The organism is Micromonospora sp. KC723 (genome assembly GCF_004348595.1).
Lineage (GTDB): Bacteria > Actinomycetota > Actinomycetes > Mycobacteriales > Micromonosporaceae > Micromonospora.
Genome location: NZ_SMKD01000008.1, coordinates 15224 through 38571, shown reverse-complemented (window position 1 = coordinate 38571; position 23348 = coordinate 15224). Strand labels below are relative to the sequence as shown.

Below are 23348 nucleotides of genomic sequence, written 5' to 3'. Positions count from 1 at the left end.
GTAGGAGGTCGCATGTCGCCGAACGCCGAGTCCACCGCCTTCCGCAGCGCGCTCGAGGTGATCCGCGCCGTCGAGCCCCGGGTGGCCGACGCCATCGGCGCCGAGCTGGCCGACCAGCGCGGGTCGCTCAAGCTCATCGCCAGCGAGAACTACGCCTCCCCGGCCACCCTGCTGGCCATGGGCAACTGGTTCAGCGACAAGTACGCCGAGGGCACCGTGGGCCGCCGCTTCTACGCCGGCTGCCAGAACGTCGACACGGTCGAGGCGCTCGCCGCCGAGCACGCCCGGGAGCTGTTCGGGGCCGCGCACGCGTACGTGCAGCCGCACTCCGGCATCGACGCCAACCTGGTGGCGTTCTGGGCGATCCTCGCCGACCGGGTGGAGTCCCCCGCGCTGAGGAAGGCCCAGGTACGCCAGGTCAACGAGCTCACCGAGGCGGACTGGTTCGCGCTGCGCCGGGAACTGGGCGACCAGCGGATGCTCGGCATGTCGCTGGACGCCGGCGGCCACCTCACCCACGGCTTCCGGCCGAACATCTCCGGCAAGATGTTCGACCAGCGCAGCTACGGCACCGACCCGACCACGGGGTTGATCGACTACGACCGGGTCGCCGAGGCGGCCCGCGAGTTCCGGCCGCTGATCCTGGTCGCCGGCTACTCGGCGTACCCGCGGAAGGTGAACTTCCGCATCATGCGGGAGATCGCCGACTCCGTCGGCGCCACCTTCATGGTCGACATGGCGCACTTCGCGGGCCTGGTCGCCGGCAAGGTCTTCACCGGCGACTTCGACCCGGTGCCGCACGCGCACATCGTCACCACCACCACCCACAAGTCGCTGCGCGGCCCGCGCGGTGGCATGGTGCTCTGCGGGCCGGAGCTGGCCGACCAGGTGGACCGGGGCTGCCCGATGGTGCTCGGCGGCCCGCTGCCGCACGTGATGGCCGCCAAGGCGGTCGCCCTGGCCGAGGCCCGCCGCCCCGACTTCGCCGACTACGCGTCCCGGATCGTGACCAACGCGCAGGCGCTCGCCGACGGGCTGCTGCGGCGGGGCGCGAAGCTGGTCACCGGCGGCACCGACAACCACCTGGTGCTCATCGACGTCTCCGGCTACGGGCTGACCGGCCGCCAGGCCGAGCAGGCGCTGCTCGACTCGGGGATCGTGACCAACCGCAACGCCGTCCCGCAGGACCCGAACGGCGCCTGGTACACCTCCGGCATCCGGGTCGGCACCCCGGCGCTGACCACCCGGGGCCTGGGCACGGTGGAGATGGACGCCACCGCCGAGCTGATCCACACCGTGCTCAGCCAGACCACGCCGGGCGCCAACGCCGACGGCACCCCGTCGAAGGCGAAGTACGTCCTCGACCCGGCGCTGGCGGACAAGGTGAGCCGGCAGGCCGGCGAGCTGCTGACCGGTTTCCCGCTCTACCCCGCCGTCGACCTGGGCTGACTGGACGCTCCCGGGGTGGCGCCCACCGCGCCGCCCCGGGCCGGGCCGGGCCGGGTCGATCAGCCGATCGGACGCTTGAGGTGGTAGCGGTGCACCTCGGTGCTGCCCTGCACGTTGTTGACGTCCTCGGCGGCGGAGACCAGCTCCCAGCCCTCCCGGCCGACCCGGTTGAGGTGCGCGATGGCGGTGTCGCCGTACGCCGTCACGTCGGTACGTGACCCCTCCGGGCCGTACCAGACGAACGAGACGTGGAAATTGCGTCCCTGCCCCTGGTAGCGGCGAACCAGCAGGGCGTACTCCCAAGCGACCATGCGGCTCATTATGACCGTCCGATGGGGACGCGGGAAGCACGACCGGCCGCGGGTCGGCCACGGTGCGTCGTCACCGCGCGCGCACGCCGTCGGGCGCGCCGGCGCGGGGGGACTCGTCGGCGACGAGCGCGGCGAGCCGGTCCAGGCCGAGGTCGATCTGTTCCGGGGTGACCGCGCTGACCGACAGACGCAGCGCGTTCACCGGCGTGTCGCCGTCGTAGAAGTGCGCCATCGGCGTCCACAGCACCCCGTGGTGCTCGGCGGAACGGCGCAGCAGCGCGTCGTCCACCGGGAACGGCACGCTCACCACGACGAAGAAACCACCGGCGGGGACGGTCCAGGTCACCGGCGAGGGAGCCGGGAACCGACGCGCCAGACCGGCGAGCAGGTGACGCAGGTTGCGGGCGTACGCCGCGCGCTGCCGGACGGTGGCCGTCACCAGTGAACAGTCGTGTTCCAGCAGCGCCCCGCCGATCATCGCCTGGGCCAGCGGGGCGGTGTTCACCGTGACCATGCTCTTGATCCGGGCGAGCTGGTCGGCGAAGAGCTCGACGGTGCCGTCGGTCGCGGCGACCCGCTGGTCGGCCACCACGTACCCGACTCGGGCGCCGGGCAGCACCGTCTTGGCGAACGAGCCGAGGTAGACCACCCGACGTCGGGTGTCCAGCGCCTTCAGCGTCGGGAGCCGGCCCTGCCCGCCGGCCGGGAAGAGCCCGTACGGGTTGTCCTCGATTAACAGCAGCTCCTCCTCGACGGCCAGGTCGAGCAGGCGCCGGCGGTCGTCCAGGGTGATGCTGACGCCGGACGGGTTGGCGAAGTCCGGCATCACGTAGCAGGCCCGTGGCCGCAGCCCCTCGGCCCGGGCACGGCGGGTCTGGGCGCGCAGGTCGGCGAGGTCCACCCCGGCCGGGCCGCCGGCCACCGGGCGGACCGGCAGGTCGACCAGACGGGCCGCGCCGGTCAGCCCGACGTACGTGGGGGTGACCGCGAGCAGCACGTCACGCGGCCCGGCGCGCAACGCCCGCAGCACCAGGAACATCGCCTCCTGGCAGCCGACGGTCACCACGACCGCCTCCGGGTCGACGTGCACGCCCTCGTCGACGGCGAGGTTGCGGGCGATCAGGTGGTGCACGACGCCCTTGGTCCGGCCGTACTGGAACAGGGTGCGGTTCGCCTGCGCCGGGTGCTGGCCGAGATCCTCGACGAGGTGCCGGCGGAACCGGTCCAGCCAGCGCCGCGGCGCGTCGTCGTCGAAGAACTCCTCGTAGGGGCGGCCGGCGGCGAGCGACACCGCGTCCGGCCAGCGCCCGGCGACCTCGTTGAGGAAGTTCATCGAGTTCAGCACGGGGTCGTCGACCGCCGGGTGCAGGTCGGCGACGGCCAGCTCCACGGGTACGTCCACGCTCACCCACCGACCACGGTGCGCAGCTGCCGGGCCTGCGCCGGGTCGGCGCAGCCGCACAGGGTCAGGGCGTCGCGGAACTCGGCGGCGAGCAGCGCCAGCGCCGCCTCGGCGGCGGGCCGGCCACCGGCGGCCAGGGCCCAGAACGCGGGCCGGCCGAGCAGCACCCCGGCGGCGCCGAGGGCCAGGGCGCGCAGCACGTCCGTGCCGCCGCGCACGCCGCTGTCCAGCAGCACCTCGACCCGGCCGTCGACCGCGGCCACCACCTCCGGCAGCACGGTGGCGGTGGCCGGGGCGGCGTCGAACTGGCGGCCGCCGTGGTTGGACACCACCACCGCGTCCACGCCGCTGTCTGCCGCCCGCACCGCGTCACCGGGGTCGAGGATGCCCTTGACCAACACGGGCAGTGGCGTCCGCGCGCGCAACCACGCCAGGTCCGCCCAGCTCAGCGCCGGGGCGAAGACCGCCCCGGTGTGCGCGGCGATCGCGGACACCCCGGGGGTCCCGACGTGCGCCAGGTCGTCCCGCCCTCCGGGCAGGTTGGCCGCGGTGACCTGCGGGGGCAGCGCGAAGGCGTTGCGGACGTCGCGCAGCCGTCGACCGAGCACCGGCACGTCGACGGTCACCACCAGCGCCGTGCAGCCTGCGGCGTGCGCGCGGTCGAGAAGGTCCGCGACCAGCCCCCGGTCGCGCAGCCAGTAGAGCTGGAACCAGACGGGCCCCCCGGCCGCGGCGGTCACCTCCTCGATCGGGGTGCTGCTCAGCGTGCTGAGCACGTACGGCACACCGGCCGCTCCGGCCGCCGCGGCGAGCGCCACCTCACCGTCGGGGTGCAGCAGCCGCTGGTACGCCATCGGCGCCACCGCCACCGGCATCGACTGTTCCCGGCCCAGCAGCGTCGCCCCGGTCCGCGGGTTCTCCACGCCGGTCAGCATCCGGGGCAGCACGGCGACCCGGTCCAACGCGGCCCGGTTGGCCGTCAGGGTGGTCTCGGCGCCGCTGCCGCCGTCGACGAAGTCCCAGACGTGGGCGGGCAGCACCGCCCGGGCGAGGGCGGCGAACTCCGCCACACTGGCCGGCGGCACGAACCCGGACGGGGTCGGCACCGGTCCTCCTGTCGCCGTCGGTGGCACGCCGAAGCCCGGCGCCGGCCCGGACCGGGGCGCACGCAGCGCCCTGTCGGTCATCGGGGCCCGCCCGGCGCGGCGGCCGCGCCCCGCTCATGCCCGGGGGCCGGGCCGGGCTTGGCGAGACATTCGCGCAGGAAGGCCGCGGCCTCGTCCTGTGCCCGCCGGCCGGCGTCGAAGACCCCCGGCATGGCGAAGAATCCGTGGATCATCCCGGGGTAGCGGGTGAGCCGCACCGGCACGCCGGCCGCGCGCAGCCGCTCGGCGTACCGCTCCCCCTGGTCGCGCAACGGGTCGTGTTCGGCGGTGACGACCAGGGCCGGCGGCAGGCCCGACAGGTCGTCGGCGAGCAGCGGCGAGGCGAGCGGGTGCGCCGCGTCCGCCGGGTCGGCCAGGTAGTGGTTCCGGTACCAGTCGACGGAGTGCCGGTTGAACAGCAGCGGGTCCTCGTCGCCGGGCGGTGGGCCACCGGCCCGCTGGTCGGTGTTCGGGTAGACCAGCAGCTGGCCGGCGAGGCGGGGACCGTGGGACCTGGCCAGCAGGGTCACCGCGGCGGCCAGGTTGCCACCGGCGCTGTCGCCGCCGACGGCCAGCCGGTCGGGGTCGACGCGGAACTCGGCGGGGTACGCGGCGAGCCACGCGGTGGCGGCGTGGCAGTCCTGCACCGCCGCCGGGAAGGGATGCTCGGGGGCGAGCCGGTAGCCGACGGTCACCACCTGGCACGGCGTGGCGTTGGCCAGCCGGCGGCAGATCCCGTCGGCGGTGTCGACGCTGCCGAGGGTCCACCCCCCGCCGAAGAAGTACACCAGGGTGGGCAGCGGGCCGTCGCCGGCCGGCCGGTGGATGCGCACCGGCAGGTCGCCGCCGGGGCCGGGAAGGTGCGTGTCGCGTACCTCGTGCACCGGCTCGACCTCGCCGGACCCGGCGCGGATCGCGGCGAGGTCGGCGGCGCGGGCCTCGGCGAGGGTCTGGGTGTACAGCGGCGGGACGTCGGCCGCCGCCCGCGCGGCCCGGTACGCCACCACCTGGGGGTCGAGAGACATGTCGGCTCCTATCCGCCGGTCGAGACGACGAGCTTGTCGATCCCGCGCAGGAAGAGACTCCCGCTGTAGGTCGGGGTACCGGTGAGCGTCAGGTTCGGGAAGCGGGCGAAGAGCCGGGGCAGCGCGAGCCGCCCCTCCAGCCGGGACACCGCCGCGCCGAGGCAGAAGTGCGGGCCGATGCCGAAGGCGAGCGACGGCGGGCCGTCCCGACGCGGGTCGAAGCGGTCCGGGTCGGGGAACCGGACCGGGTCGCGGTTGGCCGCCGCGATGATCAGCAGCACGTTCTCGCCCCGGCGGACCGGCACGCCGCCCAGGTCGGTGTCGGCCGGCGCGACGCGGGCCAGGAAGTGCACCGGGCTCTGCATCCGCAGCACCTCCTCGACGCAGCCGCCGGCCAGCGCGTCGTCGCCGGGCAGCGCCGCGACGGTGTCCGGGTGGGCCAGCAGCAGCGGCAGGCCGTTGCTGAACATGTAGACGGTGGTCACGAAGCTGGCGTTGAAGAGCACGATCAGGTTGCTGATCAGCTCGTCCTCGGTCAGCTCGACCTCGCTCGCGTCGAACGCCCCGACCAGCGCGCTGACCAGGTCCTCGCCGGGCCGTCGGCGGCGGTGGGCGATCAGGTCCCGGTAGTACGCGCGCAGTTCCTCGGCGGCCCGGTTGGCCCGGGTCAGCCGCTGCGGGGTCTTGCCGGCCACGTCCAGGTACTCGTCGATCCAGTCGGCCCGCTGCCGGTACCAGGGGAGGTCCGCCTCGGGCAGGCCGATGAACTCCGCCATCACCAGCGCCGGGACGGGGTACGCGAAGTCGGCCACGAAGTCGACCTCGGCGCCGCCGGCCTCGGCCATCCGGTCGAGCATCCGGTCGACGACCCGGACGATCACCGGCTCCAGCGCGCCCAGCCGGCGCGGGGTGAACGCCTTCGTGAACACCGCCCGCATCCGGGTGTGGTCGGGTGGGTCGGTGAACATCATCGAGGACATGAAGGTGCGCAGCACCTCCTGCTCCTGCCAGCCGGGCGGGGCCCCCTTGCGCCACCCGGCGTCGCGCAGCACCCGGTCGACCGGGTCGTACCCGACGGCCACCGCGCTGACGGTGCGGTGTTCGGGTCGGACCGGGACCGCGCTGACCGGCCCGTGCGCGTGCAGGGCCGCGTACCACGGGTAGGGGTCCTGCCGGCCCTGTTCGCGGTAGAGGCCGGACAGGATCTCGTCGACGTCCACGGTGGCGCCTCCTCCCCAGGAGCGGACGTGGGGCGGCGGCGGTCCGCCGCCGCCCCACACGGTCACAGGCCGAGCAGGCGCAGTGGGACGGCGTCGGCCATCGCCTTGTTGCCGGCGTCGTTCGGGTGGATGTGGTCGCCCGAGTCGTACGCCGGCAGCAGCCGGCTCGGCTGTGCCGGGTCACGCAGGACGGCGTCGAAGTCGAGCAGGCCGTCGAACTCCCGCGCGCCCGCCCCCCGCAGCCACGCGTTGACCGCCTGCCGGGTGGCCTCCTTCTCCGGCGTCCACACCCCCGGGTTGCCGTGCCCTTCGTAGGGGGTGAGGGTGGCGGCGAGACTGCGTAGACCGCGCGCCCTGGCCTGCTGGTTGATCTGCCGCAGCGTGGCGATGATCCGCTCGGCGGAGTCGCCCGACATCCAGATGTCGTTGATGCCGAGGTGGGTGACGAGCGTCTTCACCCCGGTCTGCGGGAAGACGTCCTCGTTGAGCCGGGCGAGGGCGTTCGGGCCCAACTCCGGGTAGCCGGGGAAACCGCCGGCGCCGGGCTCGGGGCCCTCGTGGTTGAGTCGGTTGCCGGCGAGGCTCAGGTTGAGCACCCCGGGGGTGCGCGCCTCGGGCCGGGCGGCGACCAGCCGGTCGGCGAGCAGGTCCGGCCAGCGCTTGTGGGCGTTGACGGTGCTGCCGTTGCCGTCGCCGATCGAGTCGCCGAGCACGACGACCGCGCCGGGGGTGTGCCGACGCTGCACGTCCAGCCCGGACAGGAACATCCAGCAGCAGTTCGGCCGGATGGTGAAGCCGGCACCACCGGCGGCGGTGGTCAGGTCGGTGGCACCGATGAAGGTGGTGACCTTGGACTGGCCGTGGAAGGTGACCGGTCCGGTGAGCACCGGGAAGTGCAGCGTGACGACCAGTTCCTCCTGCTCTCTGACGGTGAAGTCGAGCGGGTCGCTGAGCAGCTCGGCTCCCCTGTTCATGGTGGCCGAGGTGGCGCCGCCGAAGGTCAGCTCGCGCAGGCTGGCCGGGTCGATGTCGGAGCGGTCGTCGACCGTGGCGTGGTCGGGTCGGGCGACGGTGGCGTGGCCGACCTCGACGGCCTGCTCGCCGTAGAGGTTGGTCAGCCGGACCCGCAACCGGTCGCCGCCGACGCTGGTGCGCACGGTCATCCGGATGCTCTGGTTGTTCAGGCCGGTGTTGGTCAGGCCGACGGTGTTGCCGCGGGTGACGGCTGCGGCCCAGGTGCCCGCCCATTCGCCCCGGACGTGCCGGGCGGTGTCGGTGCCCGAGGGGCCGGCGCTGGCCACCACGGCCGGGGTGGCCACGACCAGCAGAGCGGCTGCGGAAGCTATGACATGCCATCGTTTCGGGGTCAGCAAGGGAACCTCCATCTGTGGCAGCCCGGACCGGCGCCAATGATCACCAGGGCCGGGCGATGGACGGAAACTATCCGCCCGGTCTGACGAGCGTCAATCAACCCGATCGACATGATCAAATGTCCACTGTGTGGACTCGACCGCCGTTCGGCCCTGTTCGGCGGCGGCGGCGCGCACCTAGGCTCGATGGCGGCGGCGACCCCGGTCGCCCGCCGGGGCAACCCGCCGTGACCTGGCCGGACACCGCTGTCGGCTAGCCACGCGACGGGGGCCGCCGGGCCGCCGCGTGACCGCCACGCATCGACTGGGGGCTGTGCGATGACCGAACGACCGACCAGCTACGTCCACGACGCGTTGGACCTCCTCGCCACCTTCGGCACGCGGGAGGCGCTGGTCGGCGACGGACGCCGGCTGCGCTACACCGAGGTCGCCGACGAGGTACGCGGGCTGGCCGGCGCGCTCACCGCCCACGGCGTACGGCCCGGCGCGGCGGTGTTGGTGCTGCTCGGCAACGCGGTCGAGGGTCCGCTGCTGCAACTCGCGCTGCACCTGTTGGGCTGCCGGACGATGTGGGTCGCCCCGGTGACCTCGCCGCGGGAGGTCGACGAGTTCGTCCGGTTGGCCCACCCCGACGTCCTGGTGCACCACGCCCACGCCACCGACGGGCTCGGCGCCCGGATCGCCGCCGCGCTGCCCGGCGTGCCGGTGCTACGCCTGGGCGCGGAGCTGACCCCGGTCACCGGCGTCGCGCTGCCCGACCGGGTGCCGGAACCGGAGTCGTTCCTCCAGACCAGCGGCACCACCGGCGCCCCGAAACTGGTGCACCACCGGGAGAGCTTCTACCGGCAGATCCTCGCCCTCGCGGCCGGCTTCCGCACCGCCGGGTTCCCGCTGCTGCGGCACCTGTCCCACTCGCCCATGTGGCTGGCCAGCGGCCAGATCACCTCGTTGTTCAACCTCTTCACCGGCGGGGTGCTCTTCCTGCGCCAGCAGTGGGACCCGGAGGCGTTCATCCGTACCGTGCCCGCCGAACGGATCACCTCCACCTTCGTCACCCCGCCGATGCTCTACGAGGTGCTCGACCACCCGGCCCTGCCCGGCGCGGACTTCTCCGCCATGTTCATGTTCAACGTGGGCGCCGGGCCCGCCGCGCCCGCCCGGCTGCGCCAGGCCATCGCCCGCTTCGGCCCCTGCCTGCGCATCGTCTACGGACTCAGCGAGGCGGTGGTGATCAGCGCGCTGCCCGGCCTCACCGACGACCCGGCGCACCCGCAGCGGCTGCGCTCCTGCGGGAAACCGTACGGGGACGTGACCGTCGAGATCCGCGACGACGCCGGCCGGGCACTGCCGCCGGGCGTCGACGGCGAGGTCTGGGTACGCACCAACCTCAGCTTCCACGGCTACCACGGCCAGCCGGAGCTGACCGCCGAGACGCTGGTCGACGGCTGGGTACGCACCCGCGACATCGGCCACCTCGACGACGACGGCTACCTCTACCTGGTCGACCGGTCGCAGGACCGGATCCTCACCCGCCAGCGCAGCTGGCCGATCTACTCCCGCCCGATCGAGGACGTCCTCGCCGGGCACCCCGGGGTGCGCGCGGCCGCCGTGATCGGCGTGCCCGACCCGGTGGCCGGTGAACTGCCGTACGCGTACGTGGTCCGCGCCCCGGGCGCCATGGTGACCGGGACGGAACTGATCGACCTGGTCACCGCCGAGCTGAGCGAGACCTGGGCCCCCGGCGGGGTCGAGTTCGTCGACGCGCTGCCGCTGAACCGGTCGGCCAAGGTGGACAAGCGGGCGCTGCGCGACCGGTACGCCGCGCGCCCCGCCGACCCGGCCGGCAGACCGGCGTGACGGCCGACGCCGGCCCCGCGCCCCGGGCACGACCGGCCGCCGGCGCCCATCCCGACCGGGCCGCCGCGCGCCGGGAGCTGGTCACGCTGGTCGCCGCGGACCTCGTCTCCAACCTGGGCAGTCGCATCTCCGTCGTGGCGATCCCGTGGCTGGTGCTCACCACCACCGGCAGCCCGGCGAAGATGGGCCTGGTCGCGGCGGCGGAGTTCCTGCCGTACATGCTGTCCAGCTCGCTGGCCACCCCGTGGGCCGACCGGTTCGGGGTGCGGCGTACCTCGGTGGTGGTGGACGCGGCCAGCGCGGCGGCCATGGCGGTGGTCGCGCTGACCCCGTGGCTCGGCTTCGGGGCGCTGCTCGCCCTCGTCGCGGTGGCGGGCGCGCTGCGCGGCATCGGCGACCGGGTCAAGCACGTGATGTTCCGGCCGGCGGCGCAGCGCGCGGGTGTGCAGCTGATCCGGCTCACCTCCGCCTACGACGGGCTGTCCCGCGCGGTCGCGCTGTCCGGCGCGGTGCTCGGCGGGCTGCTCATCGACTGGGTCGGGGTGACCCGGGCCATCTGGATCGACGCGGGCAGCTTCGCGCTCTGCGCGGTGCTGGTCGCGGTGCTGGTACGCCCGCCCGCCGCCGACGCGCCGGCCGCGCCGAAGGAGCCCTATCTGCGCGCGCTGCGCGCCGGGTTCGGCTACCTGCGTACCGACCGGGTGTTGCTGACCATGCTGGTGGTGATCTCCGCGCTGAACATGTTCGCCGCCGCCCACACCGCCGTCTGGGTGCCGGTGTGGGTCCGTGACGTGCTCGGCGACCCGGCCGGCTTCGGTCTCGTGCTCGGCGTGTTCGGCGCCGGCGCGCTGCTGGGCAACGTGGTCTTCACCGTGGTCGGCCCCCGGCTGCCCCGGACACTCGTCTTCGCCGTCGGCGCGGCGGTCAGCGGCGCGCCCCGGCTGCTCGCCCTGGCCCTCACCGACCATTTGCTGACGGTGCTGGTGGTGACGTTCCTGTCCGGGATCGGGATCGCCGTGGTCAATCCGCTGCTCGGGGCCGCGCTCTACGAGCGGGTGCCGGCGGAGCTGCAGACCCGGGTGTTGGGCATGGCCGGTTCGCTGGCGTTCGTGGGGCTGCCGGTCGGGGCGCTGCTCGGCGGCTGGTCGGTGGCGGCGCTCACGCTCCGGCCGGCGTTGCTGGTGATGGCGGTGGTGTGCGGGGTGCTGACCGTGCTGCCGCTGCTGGTCGGGCCGCTGCGGGCCGGCCGGTCGGCCCCGGCGGCCTGACGGACGCCCGGTCGGCGGGATCCGCCGGCCATGACGGCTGTTCGGCCGCCGCCCACCGGATGTTCGCCGGCTGTGTGCCTGCCGGTGGTCGAGCGGCGGGGGCGCAGCGCCTACCGTGGTCGGTCGACCAACCGGGAGGTGACGGGATGACCCCGACGTCGACGAACGGTACGACGGCCCGGGTGCGGGAGGTCCGGCGGATCGCCGACACCGCGCCGCACAGCGCCTTCACCGATCTGGTCCGTTACCGCGACACCTGGTGGTGCGCCTTCCGGGAGGGCGACGGCCACGTCTCCGACGACGGGGTGATCCGGGTGCTGACCTCGCCCGACGCCCGCACGTGGACGCCGGCCGCCGTGCTGGGCAGGCAGTCGGGCGACCTGCGTGACCCGCGCTTCGTGGTCCGCCCGGACGGCCGGCTGCAGCTCCTCGCCGCCGTGGCGTCCGGCCCGCCGCCGAAGGCGACACAGACGTTCCGGACGGTGAGCTGGCTCAGCGACGACGGACAGCGGTGGAGCGACTCCACCCTCCTCGGCGAGCAGGACGTCTGGGTGTGGCAGGCGGCCTGGCAGCGGGAGGCCATGTACGGCATCGGATACGCCACCCGGGAGCCGCGTTTCGTCCGGCTCTACCGCAGCGGGGACGGACTCGACCTGCAACCGTGGGTGCAGACGCTGTTCACCGACGGGTACCCCAACGAGTCGGGGCTCGTCTTCGCCCCGGACGGCACGGCGTACTGCCTGCTGCGGCGCGACCGGGAGACCGCCACCGCCCAGTTGGGGCTGTCCCGTCCGCCGTACCGGCACTGGGAGTGGACCGACCTCGGCGTCCGGGTGGGTGGGCCGGCGCTGCGCCGGCTGCCGGACGGCCGGCTCATCGCCGGGGTACGCCTGCACGACGGCCCGGTCCGCACCGCGATCTGCCTGCTCGACCCGGAGCGGGGCGAGCTGGCCGAGCTGGTGGCGCTGCCCTCCGGCGGGGACACCAGCTACCCCGGCCTGGTCTGGCACGACGGAATCCTGTGGGTCAGCTACTACTCCTCCCACGAGGGCCGCACCTGCGTCTACCTGGCCGAGGTGGAGCTGGACCGGGCCTGACCGGCCGGCGGCTGGCCCGGCCGCCGCCGGTTCGCTACCGTGCCGGCATGCCATCGACGTTGACCGAAGCGACGGATCCGTTCTGCCTCCGTCCGGGAGAGAGCGCCGCCCTGCTGCGGGGGCACCCGTGGCGCCGGTTCGTGGTGCTGGGCGACAGCGTCGCGGAGGGGCTGTGTGAGCCGGTCGCCGGGTACCCCGAGGTGCAGTGGGCGGACCGGATCGCCGCCGAGCTGCGCGCGGCGGGGCCCGGGCTGGCGTACCTGAACCTGGGCCGGCGCGGGCTGCGGGCGCACGAGGTCCGCGCGACGCAACTGGACGCGGCGCTCGCCTTCGCCCCGGACCTGGCGCTGGTGGTGTGCGGCGGCAACGACGCGTTCCGCGCGTCGTACGACCCGGACGCCGTCGACGCCCAGATGACCGCGATGGTCACCGCGATGCGGACTGCCGGAGCCGACGTGATCACGGTCGGCATGTTCGACGTGTCGCACAGCCCGGCCGTGCCGGCGGCGCTGCGGGCCGGGCTGGGCGAGCGGATGCGCCTGCTGTCGGCGCGCACCGGCCGGCTCGCCGGGCGACTGGGCGCGCTGCACGTGCACCTGACCGACCACCCGGCCGTCGCCGACCCGTCGCTCTACAGCAGCGACGGTCGGCACGGCAGCGCGCGCAGTGACGCCATCGCGGCGGCGGAGACCGTCCGCCGCCTCGGCGCGCACCTGGCCGCCTCCCGTCGAGCGCCCCAGGGGCCCTGATCGGGTAGCGGTAGGACGGCCACGTCGGCGTGTCCGGTCCCCCACCGCTACCCGATCACCTGGCAGCGCCACGGTCAGTCGGTGAGCAGGAGGCCGGTGAGGAGGACGCCGTGGGCCAGGTTGAGCACCTCGTCGCAGCCGGGGTAGCCGACCCGGGCCAGACCGCCCGACCCCGTCCGGCCGAACAGGTACGGGGCGATGCTGTACGGCACCTCGGCGGTGACCACCTCACCGGTCTCGATTTGCACGAAGTCCATCGCCACCCGGTCGGCCGGCATGTACGCCTGCAGGATGTTGCCGCCCCGGGCGATCGCGGCGCGCACCCCGTCGGCCCAGGCCTGGGCGCTCAGCTCCCGGCCGATCAGCACCCCGTGCCCGGCGGATCCGTCGGCCGGCTTGGCGACCAGGTCCGCCTGGTCGGCCAGCGCCCGGTCCAGTTCCGCCGCGGTGAGCGCCACGGTGTGCGGCACGTACCGGCGGATCAGGGCCCGGTCGTCGGCGGGCAGCTGGTCGAGATCCTCGTACAACCAGGCAAAGTTGATCTTGTTGCCGAGTAACCACGCGGCGGCGCTGACGAACATCGGCAGGGTGCCGGCCGCGAGCGCCCCGGCCACCGCGTCCAGCCCCGCGCTGGGGGTGACCCGGTTCGGCACGAAGAGGCGGAACAGGGCGTCCACCGGGGCCCCGTCCACCACGAGTCGCCGCCCGGCGTCCAGGGTGGCGGCGGCCACCGGGGCGATCACCAGGTCGATGCCGAAGCGCCCGGCCTGGTCGACCAGGGGCGACAGGATCCGGACGAACGTCTCCGGGTCGTCCAGGCCCGGGTAGTCGGCGTCGAAGTCCATCAGCAACGCCACCCGGGCCGCGTCGGCCAGGCCCAACTCGTCGCGGATCGCCACGAACCGCTGGTCCAGCAGGGACGGGGCGGGACGGGCCGGCACCCCGTCGAGCAGGCCCCGTTCGGCGTACAGCGCGCCGTAGCGCTGGATCACGGTGTCCGCGTCGAACCCGCCACCGAGGCTGCTGTCGATGTTGTACTCGACGATCCGCGGTTCCCCGCCGGAGATCAGCACGTCCGGCCGGTACGCGGCGAGCAGCGCCTCGGACAGCGGCTCGTCCTCGTCGAGCAGCCGGGTCTCCCCCCGCGGCACGCCGAGCAGCTCGCGCAACTGCCCCGCGGTACGCGCCCGCCGCCGGCAGGCGTCCAGGATGAGCTGGGCGATCCGGTCACAGACCTCGTTCAGCTCGCGGAACTCGTCGGAGGTCAGCACCGGAGGGCGGGCCAGCCGCCACTGCTTGTTGTAGGTCGCCCGGCCGTGGAAGATCCGCTCCCACTCCCGCGCGCCGGCGGCGACCATCCCCCGACGGGTGGCCTCCGGCAGGTCACGCCACGCCTGGCCGGCTTCCGGCCACCGGTAGTTCACGTCGATCATCTGGCGTCCTTCACTACGTGGTGGATGGCGGCGGTGAGCGCCTCCCGGCCGGGCTGCACGGCCCGGTCCAGTCCGGGGGCGAAGGGCAGCACCGCCCCGTCGGGGCGGGTGACCCGGCGCGGCGGTGCGGCCAGCCGCACCCGCTCCACCACGCTGGCGACGATCTCGGCGGCGACACCGCAGGCCCGGTTCGCGTCGTCGAACACCACCAACCGGCCGGTGCGGGCCACCGAGGCGAGCAGCCCGTCCAGGTCGAACGGGTAGACGGTGCGCGGGTCGAAGACCTCCACCGACACCTGCCCGGCGAGGTCTTCGGCGACGGCCAGCGCGTCGTGCACCAGATGGCCGACGGCGACCACGGTGACCTCGTCGCCGGCCCGCCGCACCACCCCCCGGCCGAACGGCACCGGGGCGAGGGTGTCCACGTCCTCCCGGACGTCGAGCGCGCCGGCCGGGGCGAACACCACCACCGGGTCGTCGTGCCGGATCGCCGACACCAGCAGCCCGTACGCGTCGGTTGGGGTGGCCGGCACGGCGGTGACGACGCCGACGTGGGCGAAGAGCGGATACGGGTGGTCGGAGTGTTGCCCCGCCCAGCCGGTGCGGGAACCGGAGCCGGGCACCAGGTAGGTGACCGGGACGGCGCACTGGCCACCGGTCATCAGCGGGAACTTGTGCGCGTGGTTGACGATCTGCTCGAAGACCAGGAAGAGCAGGGACGGGATCTGGAACTCCACCACCGGCCGCATCCCGGCCAGCGCCGCCCCGGTGGCGAAGCTGGTGAACGCCTGCTCCGACAGCGGGGTGTCGCGCACCCGTTCCGGCCCGAACCGCCGGCACAGCCCGGAGGTGATGGTGGACGCGCCGACCCGGACGTCCTCGCCGAGCAGGAACACCGACTCGTCGCGGGCCAGTTCGTCGGCGAGCGCCCGGGTCAGCGCCCGCCGGTACGACAACCTCATGCCTGCCCCCCTCCGGTGCGGCCGGTGAGGCCGCTGGCGTACAGGTGGTCCAGCGCCCCCGCCGGGTCCGGCTCGGGACCGGCCAGGGCGAACGCGACCGCCGCGTCCAGGGTGGCCTCGACCTCGGCGTCGACCTGTGCCCGCCGGTGCGGGGCGAGCCGGTCGCCCTGGATGTCCACCGGGTCCCGGGCCCGGCCGGCGGCCACCTCCTCCGGTGAGCGGTAGTCGAGGCGCACCACGTGTTCGAAGGTGTGGTGCGCGTCGAACCGGTAGGTGCGGGCCTCGACCAGTTCCGGCCCGCCGCCGCCGCGCATCCGGGCGACGGCGGCGGCGGCGACCGCGTGGACCGCCTCCGGATCCTGTCCGTCGACGACGCTCGCCGGCATACCGAACGCCCCGGCGCGGCCGGTGATGGTGCCGGCGACCGCGTCGGCGACCGGCATGGTGGTGGCGTAGCCGTTGTTCTCGCAGACGAACAGCACCGGCACCCGCCAGAGCGCGGCCAGGTTGAACGCCTCCAGCAGCATCCCCTCGTTGACCGCCCCGTCGCCGAAGAACGTCGCCCCCACCACGTCGTCGCCGCGTCGCCGGCGGGCCCACACCGCCCCGGTGAGGATCGCGCCGGCCGCGCCGACGATGGCGTTCGCGCCGAGAACACCGACGGAGAGGTCCGCGGCGTGCATCGACCCACCCCGGCCCCGGTTCAGCCCGGTCTCCCGGCCGCACAACTCGGCCATCGTCCGGGCCGGGTCGGCGCCCTTGGCCAGCACGTGCCCGTGCCCCCGGTGCGTGCCGGTCACCAGGTCCGCCGGGCGCAGCGCGGCGCACACCCCGGCGGCGATCCCCTCCTGACCGAGGTACGGGTGGATGCCGCCGACGATCTGCCCGTGGTGGACCAGGTCGATGGCGCGCTGCTCGAAGCGGCGGATGAGCCGTACCGTCCGGTAGAGCCCGACCGGGTCGGCGCCGGTCACCGGTCGCGGCCCTGCCCTGCACCGGCGGGGGCGCCCGGCGCGGCCCGACCTTGCCAGATGACCGGGCAGTAGTCGGGGTCGGCGTAGTCGGGCCGCCCGTCGGCGGTGCGGCGGACCAGCACGTCGTGGTTGTACGCGGCGAGGGTGCCGTCGGACAGGGGGAACCTGCGCCAGGCGTTCGGGCCGTCCTGCAGGTGCAGGGAGATGGCCCGGCGGGGACGGCCACTGACGTTGGGGCCGCTGCCGTGGTAGGTGCGGCAGTGGTGGAAACTCATGTGTCCCTTGGGGATCACCATCGGGATCTTGCGGATCGTCGCGCCGTTGTGGGACGCGTTGCGGGCCAGCATCTCCTCCAACTGGTCGCGGTCGCGCTCGGCGAAGTGCCGCACCACGGTGTCGTCCGCGCCGGTCTCCGACCAGCGGTGCGAACCGTCGACCATCGTGATGGTGCCCATCTCCTCACCGCAGTCGTGGAAGGGGATGAACGCGGTGAGCATGTTCTCCGACGACGAGGACGCCCAGTAGTGCTTGTCGAAGTGCCACGGCACGATGTTGGACGGCTCCCCGGAGATCGGCGGCTTGTAGATCAGCGTGGACTGGAAGACCCGGATCTCGTCGGCGGCGGCCAGCCGGGCGGCGACCGCCCCGATCAGCGGTTTACGCAGGATCGCGCCGATGCCGTCGTGTTCGTAGTGCACGTAGTCGTTGTGCCGTTGCACCGGGCCCCTGGACGGGTCCCAGTAGGCGAGCTTCGGCGGGCGCACCGGCAGGGCGCGGTCCCGCTCGCCGTCGTAGTACCGGTCGGTCGCGGCGACGAGCGCGTCCACCTCGACGTCGGTGAGCAGCTTCTTCGACAGGTACCAGCCGTGTTCGGCATAGAAGCGCACGTCGGCCTCGGTGGGCAGCAGCGCCTCCTCCTCGGCGGTGAGCGTCGGTCGGAAATCGGTGGTGGTCATACCCGCATCCCTCCTGCCGGGCCGGACACGACGGCCGGGGTTTCCCCCGCCGTGGCCAGCTCCCGTTCCTTGGCCTCGTACAGGGCCTGGATGTTGCCGCTGCCGAAGGTGCGCGCCCCGCGTCGCTCGATGACCTCCCAGAAGAGGGTCCGGCGGGGGTGCGTCGACTGGGTGAAGATCTGCAGCAGGTGCCCGCCGTGGTCGCGGTCGACCAGGATGCCGAGGTCGCGCAGCCGGTCCAGCGGCGCGTCGACCGCGCCGACCCGCCGCGGCAGGTCGTCGTAGTAGGCGGCCGGGGTGCCGGCGAAGCGGACCCCACGAGCGGTCAGCGCGCCGACGGCGGCGACGATGTCGTCGGTACGCAGCGCGAGGTGCTGCACCCCGGCCCCGTGGTGCGCGGCGAGGAACGCGTCGAGCTGGCCGGGCCGCGCGCCGGTGTCCGGTTCCAGCAGCACCAGGGTGACCCGCGCCGAGTGGTCCTGCACCACGACGGAGTTCATCGCCTGGCCGGCGACCTCGACGCGCTCGGCGAAGGTCTGCCGGAACCCGAAGACCCGCTCGTAGTGGGCGACGGTGGCGTCGAGCGCGCCGGCTGGCAGGCACACCGCCAGGTGGTCGACCTCGGCGAGCAGTTGCTCGCCGGCGGCGGCCGGGACCGGTTCGACGAGGCCGGGCAGGAAGTCGGCCCGGTCGCCGCGCCGCTCGACGAGACGGTGCCGTACGTCGCCGACGCCGCCGACCTCGGCGATCACCACCTCGGAGTCCGCGCCGGCGCAGGTGCGCGGCGGAGCCACCGGGGTCGCGCCGCGGGCCACCAGTTCCGCGTACGCCCCGGCGGCGTCGGCCACCTCCAGCGCGACGACCGCGATCCCGTCGCCGTGCCGGCCGACGTAGCCGGTGGCGGGATGCTCCGCCGTCAGCCCGGTGGTGAGCAGCATCCGGATCTCGCCGTGGGTCAGCAGCAGGCACCGCTGCCCGTCGAGCCCCGTCTCCGGCCCCCCGTGTCCCCGCAGCCGGAAACCGAACCCGGTGTCGAGGGAGAGGGCGACCTGCCGTGCGTCGCCCACGTACAGCTCGATGTGGTCTATCCCATGGATGTCCATCTGTCCGGTCCCTTTCCTCCGGTGATCCGCCGCAGCAGCAGGCTGACGTTCTGGCCGCCGAAGCCGAACGAGTTGGTCAGCGCGAAATCGGTCCCGGTCGCCCGCGCCCGCCCACGGACGTGGTCCGCCGGGCAGGCCGGGTCCGGGTCGTCCAGGTGGTACGTGGGCGGCAGCAGCCCGGCGGCCAGCGCCAGCGCGCAGGCCGCCGCCTCCACCACCCCGGACGCGCCGAGCAGGTGCCCGGTGAGCGCCTTGGTCGAGCTGACCGGCACCCCACCGTCGCCGAAGACCCGGGCCAGCGCGGTCGTCTCCGCGACGTCACCGAGCCTGGTGCCGGTGCCGTGGGCGTTGACGTAGCCCACGTCGGCCGGCCCCACCTTCGCGCCGGCCAGCGCCCGACGCATGCACTCGGCCGCGCCCGCGCCGTCGGGCCGGGGCGCGGTCGGGTGGTACGCGTCGGTCGTCGCCCCGTACCCGACGATCTCGGCGTAACCGGTGACGCCCCGCGCGGCGGCGTGCTCGGCCCGTTCGAGTACCAGCAGCGCCGCCCCCTCGGCCAGCACGAAGCCGTTGCGCCGCCGGTCGAACGGCCGGCTCGCCTCGGTCGGGTCGGCCCAGCCCCGGGCCAGCGCCCGCGCGTTGCCGAAGGTGTCGGCGAAGGTGGGGAACAACGGGGCCTCGCTGGCCCCGCAGAGCACCACGTCGGCCTCCCCGGCGCGGATCAGCCGGACCGCGTCGGCGACCGACTGCGCGCCGGAGGCGCAGGCGGTGCCGACCGAGGAGCTGTAGCCGCGGATGCCGTGGGTGATGGCGATCCGGGCCGCCGGCATGTTCGGCAGGATCCCGGTCAACAGGTAGGGGCTGACCGCGGCCCGGCCCCGGGCGGCCCGCGCCACCACCTGGGCCTCCAGGGTGGACAGGCCACCCACCCCGCCGACGATCACACCGGCGCGGTCCGGGTCGACGTCCCGGCCGACCTCGATCCCGGCGTCGGCCAGCGCGTCGGCGGCGGCGAGCAGCGCCAGCACCACGATCCGGTCCAGCACCCTGGTCTCCGGCCCGGTGGCGACCGTACGCGGGTCGATCTCCGGCAGCAGGCCGGCGACCTCCAGCGACTCCCGGGCCGGGTGCCCCTCCGGCGGCCGGCTCAGCCCGGACGTGCCGCTGGTCAGCGCGGCGAAGGTGGCCGCGGCGCCCCGCCCGACGGGGCTGAGCAGCCCCATCCCGGTGATGACGGCGGTCATGACGGCGACTCGGTCAGGTAGCGCTCGCGCAGCGCCACCTTGCGGACCTTGCCGGTGACGGTGACCGGGATGTCGTCGGCGCGGACCGGCACCACCCGGCGCAGGGTCGCCCCGACGTCGTCGCCGAGCGCGGCCCGCACGGCGTCGGTGCGGTCGGTGTCCGGGTCGGCCCCGGCGGCCAGTTCCAGCAGGACGTCGGTGACGACCCCGTCGCCACCGGCGACCATCACCACCGTGCAGTCGGTGACGTCCGGGCAGGCGGCGAGGATCCGCTCCTCCGACAGGGCCGTGTAGAACCGCTTGCCGTTCCCGGCGTCGACCGAGTCGACGGCCCGGTCCAGGTGGTAGTAGCGGCCCTCGTCGTCGGCGTACACCAGGTCGCCGGTCAGGTACCAGCCGCGCAGCCGGGACCGGTGGGTGGTGACCGAGTCGTTCCAGTAGCCGCGGAACAGCGACGGCGACTCGATGCCGAGCCACCCGACCTGCCCGGGCGACAGTTCGGTGCCGTCGGGGTCGAGCACGGCCACCCTGGTGAACCGGTACGGGCGGCCCACGCAGCGGCCGTACCGGTTCGTCTCGGTGGTGTGCGTGATGTGGAACATCGAGTGTCCCATCTCGCTGGAGCCGAGGCCGTCGATGAAGACCGAGCCCGGCACCCGGGTCACCCCGTCGCGGGTCACCACGTCCCGGGAGCCGACCGCCACCAGGCGGCGTACGTGCGGCTCGTGTGAGGCGTCGCCGGTGTTGAACCACAGCCGCACCGAGTCCAGGTCGTACCCGGTCAGGTCGAAGCGGGCCAGCTCCGCCCAGGTGACGGAGAAGCCGAAGACGCCGTCCGGACGCCAGCGCTGGATGGCGTCGAGCACCCGCTGTCCGCTCTGCTCGGACAACAGGAGCATCTCCGCCCGGTTGCCCAGCGCCTGGTTGACCATGAGCACGGTGGCGGTGTGCGGGGCGGGCAGCGCGTTGAGGATCCGCCGGGTGCCCTGCGCCTGCGGCATGGACAGCAGGTGCCGGGTGGCGGCGAAGAGGCTGGCGTGCGAGTGCAGCACCGCCTTCGGCACGCCGGTCGTCCCCGAGGTGTGGGTGATGACGACCGGGTCCTCGTCGTGGTGGCGGTAGGGGGCCGGGGCGGTCGCCGGATCGCCCGTGCCGGCCTCGGCGGGCTGGCCGAGCAGCGGGGCGCCCGGGTCGTGACCGGCGAGCGCCTCGGTGTGCGCGGCGTCGGCGAGCACCCCGACGGCGCGCAGCCGACGGATGTACTCGGCGGCGATCTCCGGACGCAGCCTACCGTTCATCAACGCGGGGATCGCGCCGAGCCGGGTCAGTGCCAGGAAGCTGAGCACCATGTCGGCGGCGCTGGTCGCCCACACCGCGACCGGGTCGCGCCGTCCGATCCCCCGCTCGTGCAGCCAGGCGGCGCGGGCGGCGACCCGCTCGTCGAGCTGCCCCAGGGTGAGCGGCCGTTCGGCCGGGTACCCGTCGACGCACGTGTCGAAGGTCAACCCCGGCCCGTGCGGATCGGCCCCGTGCGCCAGCACCCGGTCGAGCACGTTGCCGGCGCCGATCGCGGTGTCGGCGGCCAGTTCGCCGCGCAGTCCCTTCGTCCTCATGGGCTCGTTCCTTCCCCCAGCAGCACCGCGACCGCCCCGGTGGGGGCGCCGTCGGGCGCGTGTTCGACAAGGACCAGCAACGCCGCGTCGGCGTCACCGTCGTACAGCAGCAGTTCCGCCTCGGCGACGGCGTCGGCCCGCGGGTTCCCCGTCGGGCTCAGGCACACCACCGGGCCGTCCAGGCCCCAGCGCGCCGCGACGTGCCCGGCGACGCTGTTGGGCACCGACTGGAAGAAGAACAGCGGTCCGACCCGACCTCCGGCGTCGACCGTGGCCCGGACGTGGTCGGCGCTGGGCCGGTCGCCGGCCGCGCTGACCAGCACCACCGCGCACCGGCTGCCGGGCGGCGGGGTCCGCCGTCGCAGGCACCGCCCGGCGACCGCGGCCACCAGGGGCGCGAACGGCGAGTGCACGAAGCCCGGCAGCGGGGGCGGTGGCCCGTCGCCGGGCTCCGGCCAGTACGCCTCGGCCAGCACCCTCGACGCCCGCGCCCCACGGGGGCCGCACGGGCGCGCTGGTGCCGTCCCGGGCGCCGGGTCGCCTCCCCCGGTCACGGTGCGCCGACCAGCAGGGCGGTGTTCGCGCCACCGAACGCCGCGTTGAGGCTCAGCGCGTACCGGCCGGCGGGCCGGGGCGCGCCGGTGACCACGTCGAGCGGGCAGGCCTCGTCGGGGCCGAGCCAGCCGGCGTTGACCGGCAGCTTCCCGTGCCGCAGCGCCAGCACGGTCACCACCAGTTCGAGCAGGCCGGAGGCTTCCAGGGCGTGCCCGTGCACCGACTTGGTGGAGCTGACCGGCACCCGGGCGGCCTGGTCGCCGAGGGCCAGCCGCAACGCGGCGGCCTCAGCGGCGTCGCTGAACACGGTGCCGGTGGCGTTGGCGTTGACGTAGCCGACGGCCGCCGCGTCCAGGTCCGCGCGCCGCAGCGCCGCGCCCACCGCCCGGGCCAGGCCGCGGCCGGCCGGGTCGGGCTGGCACGGGTGGTACGCGTCGCCGGCCCGGCCCCAGCCGTGCAGGGTCGCCACCGGTGGCGCGTCCCGCCGGCGGGCCGAGTCGGGGGACTCCAGCACCACCGCGGCGACCCCGTCGCCGAGCAGCAGGCCCTGCCGGCCGGCGCTGAACGGGCGTACCGCCCCGTCGGTGGCGAGGGCCCGGCCGGCGTCGAAGAGCGCGAACTGGTCCGGCTCGACGAGGTAGCCGGCGGCCACCACGACCCGTTCCCGGTCGCCCCGGCGGATCAGGGCGGCGGCGTCGGCGACCGCCGTGCTCGCGGAGACGCAGGCGCTGGTGTAGACCCGGGTGTGCTCGCCCAGCCCACACCGGTCGGCGAGTCGGCCGGCGAGCGCCGGCACCGGCGGCCCGCCGCCCGGCAGCGTGGACGGACCGCCGTGGGTGGCCAGGAACAGCGCCGCTTCCGCCCGCTCGGCGCGGCCCAGACCGGCGGCCCGGCAGGCCACGTCGACCGCGTCGGTCAGCTCGTCGGTGAGGGTGTCGACGTCGGGCAGGGTCGCGGCCACCGTCACCCGGCGGCCGGTGGTGTCGAATCGGCGTACCGGCCGGAACGCCGGGGCGGCGCGGAGCACCGCGTGAAGCTGGGCGTCGACGCCCCTGCCCAGGGCGCTGACGGCGTGCGTTCCGGTGATCGGTACGGGTTCCCGCTCAACCATCCGTGGCGCTGGTCAGCGAGGTGCGGAACACCGCCAGGGCGTCGTCGACGGTGCGGATCGCGGCGAGCTGGTCGTCGGTGAGGTCCAGCCGCCGGCCGTAGCGTTGCTCGACGAGGTGCACGAGCCAGGCGAGTTCCATCGAGCCGACCCGGTGCGGCACCTGGTCGACGGGTTTCGCGGTCAGTTCGGCGAGCATGCCCAGCAGGTCGGCTCGCCCCAGGTCGGACTGACCCGACATCAGCGGTTGTCGGCGGTCGCCCCGGCGACCCGGTCGGCGACCATGGTGGTGAACTCGCCGACCGTCATCAGGGCCAGCCGCTCCGACTCGTCGTCGGCGAACTTCAGGCCGTACCGGTCCTCGACGCGGACGGCCAGGTCGGCCAGGGCGAGGGATTCCAGGTCGACGCCGGCGGGGCCGAGGGTGGTGTCGTCGTCGATCCCGTCGACGTCGTAGTTCATGTCCTCGAGCTGCTCGATGACGAAGGTGCGGACCTCGTCGCGCAT

Annotated in this window: 22 protein-coding genes; 5 read left to right on the top strand and 17 right to left on the bottom strand. The window is 74.5% G+C overall.

Features of this window, described 5'->3' with window-relative positions; translation table 11 throughout:
- Positions 1 to 12 precede the first annotated feature (12 nt).
- Entirely contained in the window at positions 13 to 1449 is a 1437-nt protein-coding gene (locus E1165_RS03810; RefSeq protein WP_132387723.1) for a glycine hydroxymethyltransferase, read from the top strand.
- Between the two features lie 59 nt (positions 1450 to 1508).
- Here the strand turns inward: E1165_RS03810 and E1165_RS03805 are convergent, their stop codons facing one another.
- From E1165_RS03805 to E1165_RS03780, 6 genes are all read right to left on the bottom strand, one after another.
- Positions 1509 to 1769 (bottom strand): hypothetical protein, encoded by a 261-nt coding sequence (locus E1165_RS03805; protein ID WP_132387721.1) that lies wholly within the window; start codon positions 1767 to 1769, stop codon positions 1509 to 1511.
- A gap of 61 nt (positions 1770 to 1830) precedes the next feature.
- On the bottom strand, positions 1831 to 3216 hold the full coding sequence (locus E1165_RS03800) for a PLP-dependent aminotransferase family protein (RefSeq protein WP_371687299.1): 1386 nt from the start codon (positions 3214 to 3216) through the stop codon (positions 1831 to 1833).
- The gene (locus E1165_RS03795) at positions 3165 to 4268 is read right to left on the bottom strand and encodes an alpha-hydroxy acid oxidase (protein ID WP_243704578.1); all 1104 of its coding nucleotides are present in this window, start codon (positions 4266 to 4268) and stop codon (positions 3165 to 3167) included. The genes E1165_RS03800 and E1165_RS03795 overlap by 52 nt, the downstream gene beginning before the upstream one ends.
- 77 nt (positions 4269 to 4345) lie before the next feature.
- Complete coding sequence (locus tag E1165_RS03790; RefSeq protein ID WP_132387715.1) at positions 4346 to 5332, bottom strand: alpha/beta hydrolase; 987 nt, start codon at positions 5330 to 5332, stop codon at positions 4346 to 4348.
- Between the two features lie 8 nt (positions 5333 to 5340).
- On the bottom strand, positions 5341 to 6552 hold the full coding sequence (locus E1165_RS03785; protein ID WP_132387713.1) for a cytochrome P450: 1212 nt from the start codon (positions 6550 to 6552) through the stop codon (positions 5341 to 5343).
- A 62-nt stretch (positions 6553 to 6614) separates the two neighbouring features.
- The gene (locus tag E1165_RS03780; protein ID WP_207916540.1) at positions 6615 to 7898 is read right to left on the bottom strand and encodes an SGNH/GDSL hydrolase family protein; all 1284 of its coding nucleotides are present in this window, start codon (positions 7896 to 7898) and stop codon (positions 6615 to 6617) included.
- A 342-nt stretch (positions 7899 to 8240) separates the two neighbouring features.
- On the opposite strand from E1165_RS03780, the gene E1165_RS03775 reads away from it, so the two are divergent.
- The 4 genes from E1165_RS03775 to E1165_RS03760 all read left to right on the top strand — a co-directional run bounded on the left by E1165_RS03775 (position 8241) and on the right by E1165_RS03760 (position 12893).
- Positions 8241 to 9779, top strand: coding sequence for a class I adenylate-forming enzyme family protein (locus tag E1165_RS03775; RefSeq protein ID WP_132387709.1), 1539 nt, complete (start codon positions 8241 to 8243; stop codon positions 9777 to 9779).
- Between the two features lie 77 nt (positions 9780 to 9856).
- Positions 9857 to 11047, top strand: a complete 1191-nt coding sequence (locus E1165_RS03770; RefSeq protein ID WP_243704582.1) for an MFS transporter — start codon at positions 9857 to 9859, stop codon at positions 11045 to 11047.
- A gap of 146 nt (positions 11048 to 11193) precedes the next feature.
- Positions 11194 to 12144, top strand: a complete 951-nt coding sequence (locus tag E1165_RS03765; protein ID WP_132387705.1) for an exo-alpha-sialidase — start codon at positions 11194 to 11196, stop codon at positions 12142 to 12144.
- Positions 12145 to 12191: 47 nt separating this feature from the next.
- Positions 12192 to 12893, top strand: a complete 702-nt coding sequence (locus E1165_RS03760; protein ID WP_132387703.1) for an SGNH/GDSL hydrolase family protein — start codon at positions 12192 to 12194, stop codon at positions 12891 to 12893.
- Between the two features lie 74 nt (positions 12894 to 12967).
- Here E1165_RS03760 and E1165_RS03755 read toward each other — a convergent pair whose 3' ends face one another.
- Genes E1165_RS03755 through E1165_RS03705 form a run of 11 tightly spaced genes read right to left on the bottom strand, consistent with a single transcriptional unit; the run spans position 12968 to position 23348 of the window.
- The gene (locus tag E1165_RS03755) at positions 12968 to 14326 is read right to left on the bottom strand and encodes a circularly permuted type 2 ATP-grasp protein (protein WP_165945132.1); all 1359 of its coding nucleotides are present in this window, start codon (positions 14324 to 14326) and stop codon (positions 12968 to 12970) included.
- Complete coding sequence (locus tag E1165_RS03750) at positions 14323 to 15288, bottom strand: alpha-ketoacid dehydrogenase subunit beta (RefSeq protein ID WP_132387701.1); 966 nt, start codon at positions 15286 to 15288, stop codon at positions 14323 to 14325. The genes E1165_RS03755 and E1165_RS03750 overlap by 4 nt, the downstream gene beginning before the upstream one ends.
- Positions 15285 to 16262: a thiamine pyrophosphate-dependent dehydrogenase E1 component subunit alpha gene (locus E1165_RS03745; protein WP_132387699.1), complete on the bottom strand. Its 978-nt coding sequence runs from the start codon at positions 16260 to 16262 to the stop codon at positions 15285 to 15287. The genes E1165_RS03750 and E1165_RS03745 overlap by 4 nt, the downstream gene beginning before the upstream one ends.
- On the bottom strand, positions 16259 to 17218 hold the full coding sequence (locus E1165_RS03740; RefSeq protein ID WP_132387697.1) for a phytanoyl-CoA dioxygenase family protein: 960 nt from the start codon (positions 17216 to 17218) through the stop codon (positions 16259 to 16261). The genes E1165_RS03745 and E1165_RS03740 overlap by 4 nt, the downstream gene beginning before the upstream one ends.
- Positions 17215 to 18321, bottom strand: a complete 1107-nt coding sequence (hppD, locus tag E1165_RS03735) for a 4-hydroxyphenylpyruvate dioxygenase (RefSeq protein WP_132387695.1) — start codon at positions 18319 to 18321, stop codon at positions 17215 to 17217. The genes E1165_RS03740 and hppD overlap by 4 nt, the downstream gene beginning before the upstream one ends.
- Positions 18303 to 19565, bottom strand: coding sequence for a beta-ketoacyl synthase (locus tag E1165_RS03730; protein WP_132387693.1), 1263 nt, complete (start codon positions 19563 to 19565; stop codon positions 18303 to 18305). Before E1165_RS03730 ends, hppD begins: the two co-directional genes overlap by 19 nt.
- A complete protein-coding gene (locus E1165_RS03725; RefSeq protein ID WP_132387691.1) occupies positions 19562 to 21178 on the bottom strand; it encodes a class I adenylate-forming enzyme family protein in 1617 nt (538 codons plus the stop codon). The genes E1165_RS03730 and E1165_RS03725 overlap by 4 nt, the downstream gene beginning before the upstream one ends.
- Positions 21175 to 21732, bottom strand: a complete 558-nt coding sequence (locus E1165_RS03720; RefSeq protein WP_371687298.1) for a beta-ketoacyl synthase chain length factor — start codon at positions 21730 to 21732, stop codon at positions 21175 to 21177. The genes E1165_RS03725 and E1165_RS03720 overlap by 4 nt, the downstream gene beginning before the upstream one ends.
- A complete protein-coding gene (locus E1165_RS03715; protein WP_132387687.1) occupies positions 21729 to 22844 on the bottom strand; it encodes a beta-ketoacyl synthase in 1116 nt (371 codons plus the stop codon). Before E1165_RS03715 ends, E1165_RS03720 begins: the two co-directional genes overlap by 4 nt.
- On the bottom strand, positions 22837 to 23082 hold the full coding sequence (locus E1165_RS03710) for an acyl carrier protein (RefSeq protein ID WP_132387685.1): 246 nt from the start codon (positions 23080 to 23082) through the stop codon (positions 22837 to 22839). Before E1165_RS03710 ends, E1165_RS03715 begins: the two co-directional genes overlap by 8 nt.
- Positions 23082 to 23348 carry an acyl carrier protein gene (locus E1165_RS03705; RefSeq protein WP_132387683.1) on the bottom strand — a complete coding sequence of 89 codons (267 nt, stop codon included), beginning with the start codon at positions 23346 to 23348 and terminating at the stop codon, positions 23082 to 23084. The genes E1165_RS03710 and E1165_RS03705 overlap by 1 nt, the downstream gene beginning before the upstream one ends.

Excerpts from the sequence above, each read along its gene's own strand:
- E1165_RS03810 (WP_132387723.1), top strand. The coding sequence starts at position 13 with ATGTCGCCGAACGCCGAGTCCACCGCCTTCCGCAGCGCGCTCGAGGTG.
- E1165_RS03805 (WP_132387721.1), bottom strand. The coding sequence starts at position 1,769 with ATGAGCCGCATGGTCGCTTGGGAGTACGCCCTGCTGGTTCGCCGCTAC.
- E1165_RS03790 (WP_132387715.1), bottom strand. The coding sequence starts at position 5,332 with ATGTCTCTCGACCCCCAGGTGGTGGCGTACCGGGCCGCGCGGGCGGCG.
- E1165_RS03775 (WP_132387709.1), top strand. The coding sequence starts at position 8,241 with ATGACCGAACGACCGACCAGCTACGTCCACGACGCGTTGGACCTCCTC.
- E1165_RS03765 (WP_132387705.1), top strand. The coding sequence starts at position 11,194 with ATGACCCCGACGTCGACGAACGGTACGACGGCCCGGGTGCGGGAGGTC.
- E1165_RS03760 (WP_132387703.1), top strand. The coding sequence starts at position 12,192 with ATGCCATCGACGTTGACCGAAGCGACGGATCCGTTCTGCCTCCGTCCG.
- E1165_RS03755 (WP_165945132.1), bottom strand. The coding sequence starts at position 14,326 with ATGATCGACGTGAACTACCGGTGGCCGGAAGCCGGCCAGGCGTGGCGT.
- E1165_RS03750 (WP_132387701.1), bottom strand. The coding sequence starts at position 15,288 with ATGAGGTTGTCGTACCGGCGGGCGCTGACCCGGGCGCTCGCCGACGAA.
- E1165_RS03740 (WP_132387697.1), bottom strand. The coding sequence starts at position 17,218 with ATGACCACCACCGATTTCCGACCGACGCTCACCGCCGAGGAGGAGGCG.
- hppD (WP_132387695.1), bottom strand. The coding sequence starts at position 18,321 with ATGGACATCCATGGGATAGACCACATCGAGCTGTACGTGGGCGACGCA.
- E1165_RS03730 (WP_132387693.1), bottom strand. The coding sequence starts at position 19,565 with ATGACCGCCGTCATCACCGGGATGGGGCTGCTCAGCCCCGTCGGGCGG.
- E1165_RS03725 (WP_132387691.1), bottom strand. The coding sequence starts at position 21,178 with ATGAGGACGAAGGGACTGCGCGGCGAACTGGCCGCCGACACCGCGATC.
- E1165_RS03715 (WP_132387687.1), bottom strand. The coding sequence starts at position 22,844 with ATGGTTGAGCGGGAACCCGTACCGATCACCGGAACGCACGCCGTCAGC.
- E1165_RS03710 (WP_132387685.1), bottom strand. The coding sequence starts at position 23,082 with ATGTCGGGTCAGTCCGACCTGGGGCGAGCCGACCTGCTGGGCATGCTC.
- E1165_RS03705 (WP_132387683.1), bottom strand. The coding sequence starts at position 23,348 with ATGCGCGACGAGGTCCGCACCTTCGTCATCGAGCAGCTCGAGGACATG.